Source organism: Roseococcus sp. SYP-B2431 (assembly GCF_004336745.1).
Classification (GTDB): domain Bacteria; phylum Pseudomonadota; class Alphaproteobacteria; order Acetobacterales; family Acetobacteraceae; genus Roseococcus.
Window position 1 is genome coordinate 182,349 of record NZ_SJXD01000022.1, and the last position, 12,091, is coordinate 194,439.

Sequence of the window (12,091 nt, forward strand, 5' to 3'; positions counted from 1 at the left end):
ACCGCGCGCAGATCTCCGGACCGTCAGGCCGCTTGCGTGCGACCAGGACCGCCCTAGCATGCACATGGCCGACTCCGAGGTGAGGTCCGATGCCGCAGAACGATGACGTGAAGGCCTTCATGCCCGGCGAGCGCGTAACGCTCGCGCCGCTCGGCACGGGCGCGCTCGACGGGCTGCATTTCGCAGTGAAGGATCTCTTCGACGTCGCCGGGGCGCCGACCACCTATGGCAATCCCGACTGGGCGCGGACCCACCCCGTCGCGGCCGCGACCGCGCCCGTGGTGCTGGACCTGCTGGAGGCGGGCGCCGCCCTGGCGGGCAAGACCAAGACCGTCGAGCTCGCCTACGGCCTCACCGGCGAGAACGTCTGGTACGAGACGCCGGTCAACCCCCATGCGCCGGACCGCTTCCCGGGCGGCTCTTCCTGCGGCTCGGCCGCGGCGGTGGCGGCCGGGCTGGTGGATTTCGCGCTCGGCTCGGACACCGGCGGCAGCGTGCGGATTCCGGCCAGCTATTGCGGCGTCTTCGGCATCCGGCCGAGCTGGGGGGCGGTCAGCCTCGCCGGGGCCTGCGGGCTCGGGCCCAGCTTCGACACCTGCGGCTGGTTCGCCCGCTCCGCCGCGGTGATGGAGAAGGTCGGCTCCGTGCTGCTGCCGGCCGAGGGCCCAGGCCTGCCCGGCCCGATCCTCAAGGCCGAGGAGGCCTGGATCAACGCCGAGCCCGCCACCGCCCGCGCCCTGGGGCCGGCGATGAGCGCCCTGGAGGCGATCGCCGGCGCGCCCATGCGGGTGGAAGTCGCGCCCGAGGGGCTGCCGGCGCTCTACGAGCACTTCCGCTGCGTCCAGGCGCAGGAGGCCTGGGCCACCCTGGGGAGCTGGGTCGCCGCCACCGCGCCGCGCTTCGGGCCGGGCGTCGCCGAGCGCTTCGCCGCGGCGCGCGAGATGGACCCGGCCAAGGCCGCCGCCGGCCGGGCCTTCCGCCGCGCCTTCCGGCTGCGCATCGCGACCATGCTCGCCGGCGGCGCGGTGATGGCATACCCGACCAGCCCCTGCGCCGCGCCGAAGCTGAGCGTAAGCCTCGCCGGCCAGAATACCGTGCGCGAGGCGACCATGGGCGTCACCGCGATCGCCGGGCTGGGCGGGCTCTGCGAGGTCAGCCTGCCGGTCGCGAAGGTGGACGGGGCGCCGGTCGGGCTTTCGCTGGTCGCCGCCGCGGGGCGTGACCGCGCCTTGCTACGGCTGGCGGCCGCCCTCGCCTCGGAGCTCAGCCTGCCGTGATCATCCGCGACGCCGCCGCCGGCGACCTGCCGGCGATCACCGCCATCTATGCTCACCACGTGCTGCACGGGACGGGCACCTTCGAGGAAGCGCCGCCAGGCGAGGCCGAGATCGCCGCGCGGGTGAGGAAGGTGCAGGAGGCCGGCTGCGCCTGGCTGGTGGCCGAGAACGAGGGCGAGATCGTCGGCTACGGGTATTTCGCCCAGATCCGCGACCGCAGCGCCTATCGCTTCACGGCCGAGGACAGCATCTATGTCCGGGACGACGTGCGCGGCATGGGCGTGGGCAAGGCGCTGGTGCAGGAGCTTCTGAATCGCGCGACGGAGCGCGGCTTCCGCCAGATGATCGCGGTGATCGGCGACAGCGACAATGTGGGTTCCATCGGCCTGCACGCCTCGCTGGGCTTCCGCAACGTGGGCGTGATGAAGGCCGTCGGCCTGAAGTTCGGCCAATGGGTGGATGTCGTCACCATGCAGCGCCCCCTGGGCGAGGCCGAGCGCACCCTTCCCAACTGAGCCGAGACCGCGAGCGCCGCCGCACCGGACGGCGAGAGACGCGGGCTGGCCCCGTTGACTCTTCGGGCCGTCGAGGCGATGGCGGGTTCCAAGAATCTATCACGGAACCGCCATGTCACTCGCTTTTGTGTTTCCCGGCCAGGGCAGCCAGGCCCCGGGCATGGGCCGCGACCTCGCGGATGCCTTTCCGATTGCCCGCGAGACCTTTCAGGAAGTCGATGACGCGCTGGGGCAGAAGCTCTCGAAGCTGATGTTCGAGGGGCCCGCCGAGGAGCTGACGCTGACGGCCAATGCGCAGCCCGCGCTGATGGCCGTCTCTGTGGCGGTGTGCCGCGCCCTGGCGAAGGAGGGCGGGTTCGAGCTCTCGCGGGTCGTCTCGCTGGTGGCGGGGCATTCGCTCGGCGAGTACAGCGCGCTGACGGCGGCCGGCACCTTCGATCTCGCGACGGCGGCGCGGCTGCTGCGGCTGCGCGGCGATTCCATGCAGAAAGCGGTGCCGGCCGGGCAAGGCGCCATGGCGGCGCTGCTGGGGGCGGAGGCCGATCTGGCCGCCGCGATCTGCGCCGAGGCCGAGACGGGCGAGAAGGGCAAGGAGGTCGTCCAGGTGGCCAACGACAATGGCGGCGGCCAGGTGGTGATCTCGGGCGCCAAGGCGGCCGTCGAGCGCGGGGTCGAGATCGCGAAGGCCAGGGGCGTGAAGCGGGCGATGCTGCTGCCGGTCTCCGCGCCCTTCCACTGCGCGATGATGGCCCCGGCGGCCGGCGCCATGCGCGAGGCGCTGGAGAAGGCGGCGATGGCGCATCCGGCCGTGCCGGTGGTGGCGAACGTCACCGCCGCGCCGGTCAGCGAGCCCGCGGTGATCCGCGACCTGCTGGTCAAGCAGGTGACCGGCACGGTGCGCTGGCGCGAATGCATCGCGGCCATGGTCGCGTCCGGCTGCACGCGCTTCGTCGAGGTCGGCTCGGGCAAGGTGCTGACGGGGCTGATGAAGCGCAACGCGCCGGAGGCGACGGCATCGGCGATCAACACGCCAGCCGACGTCGAAGCCTTCCTGAAGAGCCTGTGAGGACCAGCATCCTCATCACCGATTCCCCCTCCCGGGCGGAGACCGACGTCATTCTCCGGGGGCTGATCGGCTTCAACGAGGCGGCGACCCGCACCCCCGGCGACGAGCAGAAGCACTTCGCCGCGCTGGTGCGCGACGAGGGCCGCAACACCATCGGCGGGGCCATCGGCAGCTCCTACTACGGCTGGCTGGTGATCGACCTGCTCTGGCTGCCGGAATCGCTGCGCGGGACCGGGCTCGGCACGCAGGTGATGCGAATGGCCGAGCAGGAGGCCCGGGCGCGGGGCTGCGTCGGGATTCGGCTCGACACCTTCTCCTTCCAGGCCCGCGGCTTCTACGAGAAGCTCGGATTCAGCGTGTTCGGCACCTTGCCGGAGCATCCACCGGGCCATACGCGCTACTGGCTTGCCAAGCGCTTCGGATAACGCTTCCTGGCCCGCGTCTCCACGCCCTTGGCGGATCGCCTCGAAGGTGTTCCGCTCCTCAAGAGGAACCCAGCACCATGTTCGACCTGACCGGCAAGATTGCCCTCGTCACCGGCGCCTCCTCCGGGATCGGCATCGGCATCGCCGAGGCGCTGCACGCCCAGGGCGCCACGGTGGTGCTCACCGGCCGGCGCGAGGGGGAGCTGCAGGCCGTCGCCGGGAAGCTCGGCGAGCGGGTGGCCGTCATCCCGGCCGACCTGAACGATCCGGCTGCCCCCGCCGCGCTGGTGGAGAAGGTCGAGGCCGATCACGGCAAGCTCGACATCCTGGTCAACAATGCCGGCTTCACCCGCGACATGCTGGCGCTGCGCATGGCCGACGAGGACTGGAACGCCGTCCTCGAGGTGGACCTGAACGCGCCCTTCCGCCTGGCGCGCGCCGCGCTGCGCGGGATGATGAAGCGCCGCGCGGGGCGGATCGTCTCCATCGCCTCCATCGTGGGCGTGACCGGCAATGCGGGGCAGGCGAATTACGCCGCCGCCAAGGCCGGGCTGATCGGCATGAGCAAGGCGCTGGCCCAGGAGGTCGCGCCGCGCGGCGTGACGATCAACGTGGTGGCGCCCGGCTTCATCGCGACGCCGATGACCGACAAGCTGAACGAGCAGCAGAAGGCGGGCATCATGTCGCGCATCCCGCTGAACCGGATGGGCTCCGCGCAGGACGTGGCCTCGGCCGTGGCCTATCTCGCCTCCGACGAGGCGGCCTGGGTGACGGGCACCACCATTCACGTCAACGGCGGCATGCTGATGGTGTGAGGTTCCGCGCTCCCGCCCGCCGGGCGGACGCCTCCGCCGGCCTCGGCTTGGCCGGCGGGATCGGCCAGTCGGGAGCAGATCCAGGCATGGCCTCGCGCCAGGACCTTCGAGGCCATGCCGGTGTTGAAGTGAATGAAGCCGTGAGGCGCCTCCGGCAGCAGGTGCAGCTCGACCTCGGCCGCCTCGCGCCAGCGTTCCGCCATGCGGAGCGTGTCGTCCTGAAAGGGATCGAGCTCGCCCACGAACATCAGGGCCGGTGGAAGTCCGCGGAGATCGCCGTAGAGCGGCGACAGGGGCGGTTCGCGGCGCTGGTCGTCGCTCATTCCCGGCGTCAGCCGTTGCAGGCCGGTGATCAGCCTGGGCCCTTTCAGGACCAGGGTCGCCGGCCCCGCCCGTCGGGCGCTGTCCGTGCCCGCAAGGTCATAGACGCCGTAGTAGAGCACGGCGCCGGCCACGCGACCGAGCAGGTCCGGCCATCGCTTCAGCTCCAGCAGGGTCGCGGCCGCCAGATGCGCGCCCGCGGACTCGCCGACCAGGACGACAGGCAGGCCGCGATATTCCGGCAAGCCGCCGCCCAGCACCCAGCGCGCGGCGACAAGGCAATCCTCGATCAGTCCGGAGATGGGCGTGGCGCTGGCCAGCCGATAGTCCACGGACACGACGGCCACGCCGCAGGCCTCGGCCAGGGCGGCATTGAGCGCGTCGTTCATCCGCGCATTGCCGATGGCCCAGCCGCCGCCATGGATGTCGAGAACGACTCCGCGCACCGGGGTCGAGGGGCGCAGCAGGCGCAGGGAGACCGTCGCGCCATCCGCCGCCGCGGTACGCGCTTCCACGCGGATGCCGGCGCGACGGAGCTTCCGGTCCGCGCCGGACTGCGACAGGACCAGCAGGGACTGCATCAGCCAGGCGCCCAGCCGGTGGGGAACCGGGAAGCGGGGGCTCCAGGCCAGCCTCCTGTTGAGGCGCCTCGCCTCCGACAGGTCATTCTGGTCGATGTTGATCATGTCGCCGCAGTCCGGAATCACGCCGGCCGGGGACACCCCGCGCGCGGTCCGCTCATCAACGGAGCCGTGCGGGAAAGGTTACGCAGCGCGGGGCCGTAGGGAGCGGAGTCCCTTCAGGGCCAAACGAAAGGGCGCGCATCCCGTCCGGGATGCGCGCCCCCTCTTCCGCCGCGACGGCTCAGTAGCGGTAGGCTTCAGCCTTGAACGGACCCGCCTCCGGCACGCCGATGTAGCTCGCCTGGTCCGGACGCAGCTTCGTCAGCTTCGCGCCCACCTTGTCGAGGTGCAGCATCGCCACCTTCTCGTCGAGGTGCTTCGGCAGCACGAACACGTCGTTCTTGTACTTGCCGGGGTTGGTCCAGAGGTCGATCTGCGCGAGCGTCTGGTTCGTGAAGCTCGCGGACATCACGAAGGACGGATGGCCCGTCGCATTGCCCAGGTTCACCAGACGGCCCTCGGAGAGCAGGATGATGCGCTTGCCGTCAGGGAACTCGATCTCGTCCACCTGGGGCTTCACGTTGTCCCACTTCAGGTTGCGCAGCGCCGCGACCTGAATCTCGCTGTCGAAGTGGCCGATGTTGCAGACGATGGCGCGATGCTTCATCGCGCGCATGTGATCGGCGGTGATGACGTCGACATTGCCGGTGGCGGTGACGAAGATGTCGGCCTTGCCGGCCATGTCGTCGAGGGTGACGACCTCATAGCCTTCCATCGCGGCCTGGAGCGCGCAGATCGGGTCGATCTCCGTCACCATCACGCGGCAGCCGGCATTGCGCAGCGAGGCGGCCGAGCCCTTGCCCACGTCGCCATAGCCGGCGACCAGCGCGACCTTGCCGGACATCATCACGTCCGTGCCGCGGCGGATGGCGTCCACCAGCGACTCGCGGCAGCCATAGAGGTTGTCGAACTTCGACTTGGTGACGCTGTCGTTCACGTTGATCGCGGGGAAGAGCAGCTTGCCCTCCTTCGCCATCACGTAGAGGCGGTGCACGCCCGTCGTCGTCTCTTCCGAAACGCCCTTGATCGAGGCGGCGAGCTTGGCGAACCAGCCCGGCTTCTCCGTCAGCAGCTTCTTGATGAGCGCGAAGAACACCGTCTCCTCGTCATTGGTCGCGCCGTCGAGGAAGGCCGTGTCGCCCTTCTCGGCGCGCAGGCCGTAATGGACGAGCAGGGTCATGTCGCCGCCGTCGTCGAGCAGCATGTTCGGCTCGCCGCCATCGGCCCATTCGAGGGTCTTGCGCACGTATTCCCAGTACTCGGGAAGCGTCTCGCCCTTCACGGCGAAGACCGGCGTGCCGGTCGCAGCGATGGCGGCCGCGGCGTGATCCTGCGTCGAGAAGATGTTGCACGACGACCAGCGCACGTCGGCGCCGAGCGCCTTCAGCGTCTCGATGAGAACGGCGGTCTGGATGGTCATGTGCAGGCAGCCGGCGATGCGCGCGCCCTTGAGCGGCTGCGAAGAGCCGTATTCCGCGCGGGTGGCCATCAGGCCGGGCATCTCGTCCTCGGCCATATTGATCTCCTTGCGGCCCCAATCGGCGAGCGAGAGATCCTTGACGATGTAGTCGGCCATGCGCGTGTCCTTATGCAGGTCCTGGTGCGGCGACGCCGTAGCATGCCCCACCAGGCCTGCCTAGAGGCATAAGCATGTCTTTATATGACGCGACGGACATGACAATTCCAGCCTTGGTGGATCCGAGCCGCCAGCAGCTAGCCCGCCTGCTTCCAGGCCGTCAGCTTGCGGTAGATCGTGCTCGGATTGATCTCCAGCAGCGCCGCCGCGCGCGGCACGTCCTGGCCGGTGTGTTCCAGCGCCTGCAGGATCAGCCGCTTTTCCGCGACCGCCAGCGGCTCGATGCGCGAGGCCGGCGCCTCCGTCCCCGGGCGCTGGGGCGCCGCGCGCGCCGTCGCGGGAGCCGCCTCATGCAGCAGCGGCACCGGCAGCATCTCCCGCGTGACGAGCGCGCCGTCATGCAGCACCACGGCATTGCGCAGCACGTTCTGCAGCTGCCGGACATTGCCTGGCCAGGGATAGGCGCGGATCGCCGCCTCGGCCTGGGCGTCGAAGTCCGAGAAAGCCTTGCCCTCCTCGCTCGCATAGAGGCCGAGCAGGTGGCGCGACACCAGCACCACATCCTCGCCGCGCAGGCGCAGCGGCGGCAGCTCGATCGGCACCACGTAGATCCGGTAGTAGAGGTCCTCGCGGAAGCGGCCCGCCTGGACCTCGGACAGGATGTCGCGATGGGTGGCGCAGACCAGCCGGACATCCACCTTCTCGGACCTGGTGCCGCCCAGCGGCGTCACCTCGCCAGTCTGCACGAAGCGCAGCAGCTTGACCTGCATCTCGGCCGGCATCTCGCCGATCTCGTCGAGGAAGAGCGTGCCGCCATCGGCCGCCCGCGCGGCACCGAGGCGGTTGTCGGTGGCGCCGGTAAAGGCGCCCTTCACATGGCCGAAGAGCTCGCTCTCCAGCAGGTCGCGCGGGATGGCGCCGCAGTTCAGCGCTACGAAGGGCTTTTCCGCCCGCGGCGAGACCCGGTGCAGCGCCTCGGCGGCCAGCTCCTTGCCGGTGCCGCTCTCGCCCGTGACGAAGACGGTGGCGCGCGAGGCGGCGACGCTCTCGATGGTCCGGTAGATCGCCTGCATGAGCGGCGAGGCGCCGACGAAGCCATGAAACCGCCCGCGCCCGAGCTGCGACTGCGCGACGTCGAGCTGCTGCCGCAGTTCGCGCTTCTCCAGGGCATTGTCGAGCGTCACGCGAAGTCGCGCGGCGCTGTAGGGCTTCAGGACGAAGTCGGAGGCGCCTTCCTGCATCGCCTCGACCGCCGTCTTCACCGAGCCATGCGCGGTCAGCATGATCATCGCCGCCGCGACCTGCGCCGCCTTGAGCCGGCGCATGAGCTCGATGCCGGAGAAGTCGGGCAGCATCAGGTCGACCAGGATCGCGTCGGGCTTCCATTCCATCGCCAGGGCCAGCGCGGCGCCGGCGGTCTCGGCATGGCGGATCTCGTGGCCGTCGGCCCGGAGCATGGCCATGGCGATCTCAGCCTGGGTGGGCGTATCCTCGACGAGAAGGATGCGCGCCTTCATCTCAATGGATGAGGGCGTGCAGGGCCTCCAAGGCGCCCTCCGCCTCGGCCACGAGCCGCGGCAGGACGGTGATCGCGGCTTCGGGCTGCCGGTGATCCATGGCGAGGCGCGCCTCGCGTTCCAGCCCCACCGCGCCGACCGCGGCGGCGGCGCCGGCCAGGCTATGGGCCGCCCGCTCATAGCCGTCCTGGTCGCCGGAATCGTAGGCGGCCCGCAGCTCCTGCACCAGCCGCGTCAGGTCCTCCTCGAAGGTCGCGATGATGGTGCGGAACACATCCGGCGGCAGGTCCTCGGCCAATTGGCCGGCGACAGTGGGATCGAGGGCGCTCATGACGCAGCATGACTTGCATTCCGCAAAACCTGCGTCAACCGCCATGGTTGACGACCGACCGTGGACGGGATTACGCATGGACGGTCCTCGCGATTTGTCCGGCCAGCTTGCGGCGAGGTCCCAACCGGGTCGCGTTCCTGATCGGGATGCGGAAAACAAGCGCGCTAAACGGCCCGGGACCGGCTCTTTCGGGGCGGTCTCACGCCCCGTGTCAGGGTGCCGGACGCCTGTGTTCGAAGGGTGTCATCGATGTCGAAAAAGTTCCGTCCGGCCACGCAGCTCGTTCGCGGCGGCCTCACCCGCTCCCAGCACGGCGAGACGGCCGAGGCGCTCTTCCTCACCTCCGGCTTCGTCTACGACAGCGCCGAGCAGGCCGAGGCCACCTTCAAGAACGAGATCGAGCACTACCAGTACTCCCGCTTCGCCAACCCCACGCTGACCATGCTGGAGGAGCGGCTGGCCGCGCTGGAAGGGGCGGACCTTTGCCGGCTCATGTCCACCGGCATGGCGGCGGTGCACTCCACGCTGCTGTCGACGCTGAAGACGGGCGACCGGCTGGTGGCCTCCCGCGCGCTGTTCGGCTCCTGCCACTGGATCATCAGCACCCTGCTGCCGCGCTACGGCATCGTCGGCGAGTTCGTGGACGGCGCGGACCTAGACCAGTGGAAGGCGGCGCTGAGCAGGCCGGCCACGATGGTGCTGCTGGAGAGCCCCTCCAACCCCATGCTGGAGCTGGTGGACCTGCCGGCCGTGGCGAAGCTGGCGCATGCGGCCGGCGCCCTGGTCGCGGTGGACAACGTCTTCGCCACGCCGCTGCTGCAGCGGCCGATCGACCTCGGCGCCGACATCGTCATCTACTCCACCACCAAGCACATGGACGGCCAGGGCCGCACCCTGGGCGGCGCCGTGCTCGGCCCGAAGCAGTGGGTCACCGAGACCCTGATGCCCTTCATCCGCAACACCGGCCCAGCCCTCTCGCCCTTCAACGCCTGGGTGATCCTGAAGGGGCTGGAGACGCTGAAGCTGCGGGTCGACCAGATGTGCCGCAACGCCGCCGCGGTCGCCGACTTCCTCTCCGAGCGCGCCGAGATCGCCAAGGTCCTCTACCCCTTCCGCCCCGACCATCCCCAGCACGCGCTGGCGGTGAAGCAGATGTCGGGCGGCGGCACGCTGGTCACCTTCGACATCCAGGGCGGGAAGGAGGAGACCTTCCGCTTCATGAACGCGCTGCGGCTGGTCGATATTTCCAACAATCTCGGGGATTCCAAGTCGCTCGCCACCCACCCGGCCACCACGACGCACAGCCGCATCGGGCCGGAGGAGCGCGCGCGCCTCGGCATCGGTGACGGCACCGTGCGCCTCTCGGTGGGGCTCGAGGACGTGGCCGATCTCATCGAGGACCTGGCCGAAGCGCTCGACGCGATCGGCGGCGCGGCCAGCGCGCGCGCGGCGGAGTAGCGGCGCATGGCCCCGGAGACCTGGCTGGCCTTCCTGCTCGCCTCGGCGGCCCTGCTGGCGATTCCGGGGCCCACCATCCTGCTGGTGATCGGCCAGTCGCTCGGCGCGGGGCGCGGACGCGCCCTGCCGCTGGTGGCGGGCGTTGCGCTGGGCGACCTGACAGCCATGACGCTCTCGCTGGCGGGTCTCGGCGCCCTGCTGGCGGCCTCCAGCCTGGCCTTCACGATCCTGAAATGGGGCGGCGCGGCCTATCTCGTCTGGCTCGGCGTGCAGCTCTGGCGCGCGCCGGTCCCGGCCGCCGCGGGGCCGCCACTCTGCGCCCGCCGCGCCTTTCGCGACTCCTATGTGGTCACGGCGCTGAACCCGAAGAGCATCGCCTTCTTCGTGGCCTTCGTGCCGCAGTTCCTGGACGGCAGCCGCGCCTTCCTGCCGCAGGCCGCGATCCTGGTCGCGAGCTTCGTCACCCTCGCCGCCGGCAACGCCCTGCTCTACGCGCTGCTGGCCGGCCGGATGTCGGGCCTCGTCACGAGGCCGGCCTTGCGGCGCGGCTTCAACCGGCTGGGCGGCGGCATGCTGGTCGGCGCCGGCCTGGCCACCGCCGCGATGCGCCGCACATGAAGCCCTATACCGCCACCACGCGGGGCGTTCGCGTCACCGTCCGGGCCTTCTACCTGGAGGACCAGTCGGAGCCCGACCAGGGGCAGTTTGTCTGGGCCTACAAGGTCGAGATCGCGAACGAGAGCGAGGCGACGGTCCAGCTCCTCAAGCGCACCTGGCTCATCACCGACGGACAGGGGCGGACCATGCGCGTGCATGGCGAAGGGGTGGTGGGCGAGCAGCCGGTGCTCGAGCCGGGCGAGAGCTTCGACTACACCTCCGGCACGCCGCTGCCGACGCCCTCGGGCTTCATGCGCGGCACCTATCACATGATCGTCCCCGGCACGGGCGAGGCCTTCGACGCGGAGGTGCCGGCCTTCTCGCTCGACAGCCCCCATCAGGCGGGCGGGGTTCACTGAAAACTTGCTTCGGGCTTTGCTGGCCCCATCTCTTTCAGACTCGCGAATACGAAAGTCGAAGGCCATGAACATCCAGGCGCCGCCCGAACGAAAGGCGGAAGAGGGCCAGAGCCCCGTCAAACCGACCCGCGAGGAGGCCGAGGCCGCCGTCCGCGTGCTACTGCGCTGGGCGGGCGACGACCCGGACCGCGAGGGGCTGCTCGACACGCCGGCCCGCGTGGTCCGCTCCTACGAGGAGTTCTTCGCCGGCTACGACACCGACCCCGTCGAGCTCCTCGCCCGCTCCTTCGAGGAGACGGACGGCTATGACGAGATGGTCGTGCTGCGCGACATCCGGCTGGAGAGCTATTGCGAGCACCACATGGTGCCCATCATCGGCAAGGCGCATGTCGCCTATCTGCCGGACGGCAAGGTCGTCGGCATCTCCAAGCTCGCGCGGGTGATCGACGCCTATTCGAAGCGCCTGCAGATCCAGGAGAAGCTGACGGCGCAGATCGCCAATACCATCGAGAGCGTGCTGCACCCCAAGGGCGTGGCCGTGGTGATCGAGGCCGGCCACCAGTGTATGACCACGCGCGGCGTCCACAAGACGGGCGTCTCCATGGTCACCTCGCGCATGCTGGGCGCCTTCCGGCACAATGACGCGACGCGGCGGGAGTTCCTGTCCATGATCACCGGCCCGCGCGGTTCCGGCGAGGCCTGACGCGGCGGTGGCGGCGGGCTCCTGGGGGCGCTCGGCGCTGCTGTCCTCGCTGTCGGGCGCCGCCCTGGCGATCCTGGGGGTGATGCTCGGCCTGGGGCTGCCCGGGGCGCTGGCGCTGTCGATCGCGGCCCCGGCGATCAGCGCGATCCATGGCGTCGGCAGCGCCGGCATGTTCCCGCAGGACAGCGCCTGGCCCCTGGCCATCCTCGTGACCTTCCTGATGGGGCCGCTGGTGCCGGCGGTCTGGCTCGGAACACGGGCGCTGCGGCTGTCGCGCTGGCGGCGCACCCTGGCCGTCACGGCCGGCATGGTGCTGGGCAGCGGGATGATGGCGTTGCTGACCTATGCGCTGAGCGTCGCGCCCCTGCTGGCGAGCGCAGGCTGACCG

The 12,091-nt window shown here is 70.3% G+C and carries 14 protein-coding genes; 10 read left to right on the forward strand and 4 right to left on the reverse strand.

Features of this window, described 5'->3' with window-relative positions:
- The first annotated feature begins 89 nt into the window (after positions 1-89).
- The 5 genes from EJV46_RS08835 to fabG all read left to right on the forward strand — a co-directional run bounded on the left by EJV46_RS08835 (position 90) and on the right by fabG (position 4,098).
- A complete protein-coding gene (locus EJV46_RS08835; RefSeq protein ID WP_131548252.1) occupies positions 90-1,277 on the forward strand; it encodes an amidase in 1,188 nt (395 codons plus the stop codon).
- Entirely contained in the window at positions 1,274-1,792 is a 519-nt protein-coding gene (locus EJV46_RS08840; protein ID WP_131548253.1) for a GNAT family N-acetyltransferase, read from the forward strand. Before EJV46_RS08835 ends, EJV46_RS08840 begins: the two co-directional genes overlap by 4 nt.
- A gap of 112 nt (positions 1,793-1,904) precedes the next feature.
- Positions 1,905-2,858 carry an ACP S-malonyltransferase gene (gene fabD / locus EJV46_RS08845; protein WP_131548254.1) on the forward strand — a complete coding sequence of 318 codons (954 nt, stop codon included), beginning with the start codon at positions 1,905-1,907 and terminating at the stop codon, positions 2,856-2,858.
- A complete protein-coding gene (locus EJV46_RS08850) occupies positions 2,855-3,283 on the forward strand; it encodes a GNAT family N-acetyltransferase (protein ID WP_131548255.1) in 429 nt (142 codons plus the stop codon). Before fabD ends, EJV46_RS08850 begins: the two co-directional genes overlap by 4 nt.
- Before the next feature lie 77 nt (positions 3,284-3,360).
- Entirely contained in the window at positions 3,361-4,098 is a 738-nt protein-coding gene (gene fabG, locus EJV46_RS08855) for a 3-oxoacyl-[acyl-carrier-protein] reductase (RefSeq protein ID WP_131548256.1), read from the forward strand.
- Here fabG and EJV46_RS08860 read toward each other — a convergent pair.
- The 4 genes from EJV46_RS08860 to EJV46_RS08875 all read right to left on the reverse strand — a co-directional run bounded on the left by EJV46_RS08860 (position 4,068) and on the right by EJV46_RS08875 (position 8,526).
- Positions 4,068-5,105: an alpha/beta hydrolase gene (locus EJV46_RS08860; protein ID WP_131548257.1), complete on the reverse strand. Its 1,038-nt coding sequence runs from the start codon at positions 5,103-5,105 to the stop codon at positions 4,068-4,070. The genes fabG and EJV46_RS08860 overlap by 31 nt on opposite strands.
- 178 nt (positions 5,106-5,283) lie before the next feature.
- Positions 5,284-6,678: an adenosylhomocysteinase gene (gene ahcY / locus EJV46_RS08865; RefSeq protein WP_131548258.1), complete on the reverse strand. Its 1,395-nt coding sequence runs from the start codon at positions 6,676-6,678 to the stop codon at positions 5,284-5,286.
- A gap of 137 nt (positions 6,679-6,815) precedes the next feature.
- Entirely contained in the window at positions 6,816-8,195 is a 1,380-nt protein-coding gene (locus tag EJV46_RS08870) for a sigma-54 dependent transcriptional regulator (protein ID WP_131548259.1), read from the reverse strand.
- 1 nt (position 8,196) lies between these two features.
- Positions 8,197-8,526: an Hpt domain-containing protein gene (locus tag EJV46_RS08875; protein ID WP_165585430.1), complete on the reverse strand. Its 330-nt coding sequence runs from the start codon at positions 8,524-8,526 to the stop codon at positions 8,197-8,199.
- 249 nt (positions 8,527-8,775) lie between these two features.
- Between EJV46_RS08875 and metZ the strand changes: the two genes are divergently transcribed.
- The 5 genes from metZ to EJV46_RS08900 all read left to right on the forward strand — a co-directional run bounded on the left by metZ (position 8,776) and on the right by EJV46_RS08900 (position 12,088).
- Complete coding sequence (gene metZ / locus EJV46_RS08880; protein ID WP_131548261.1) at positions 8,776-9,984, forward strand: O-succinylhomoserine sulfhydrylase; 1,209 nt, start codon at positions 8,776-8,778, stop codon at positions 9,982-9,984.
- A 6-nt stretch (positions 9,985-9,990) separates the two neighbouring features.
- A complete protein-coding gene (locus EJV46_RS08885; RefSeq protein WP_131548262.1) occupies positions 9,991-10,602 on the forward strand; it encodes a LysE family translocator in 612 nt (203 codons plus the stop codon).
- The gene (apaG, locus tag EJV46_RS08890; protein WP_131548263.1) at positions 10,599-11,000 is read left to right on the forward strand and encodes a Co2+/Mg2+ efflux protein ApaG; all 402 of its coding nucleotides are present in this window, start codon (positions 10,599-10,601) and stop codon (positions 10,998-11,000) included. The genes EJV46_RS08885 and apaG overlap by 4 nt, the downstream gene beginning before the upstream one ends.
- A 64-nt stretch (positions 11,001-11,064) precedes the next feature.
- Complete coding sequence (gene folE / locus EJV46_RS08895) at positions 11,065-11,703, forward strand: GTP cyclohydrolase I FolE (protein ID WP_131548264.1); 639 nt, start codon at positions 11,065-11,067, stop codon at positions 11,701-11,703.
- Between the two features lie 7 nt (positions 11,704-11,710).
- On the forward strand, positions 11,711-12,088 hold the full coding sequence (locus EJV46_RS08900; RefSeq protein WP_131548265.1) for a hypothetical protein: 378 nt from the start codon (positions 11,711-11,713) through the stop codon (positions 12,086-12,088).
- The last annotated feature ends 3 nt before the right edge of the window (positions 12,089-12,091 follow it).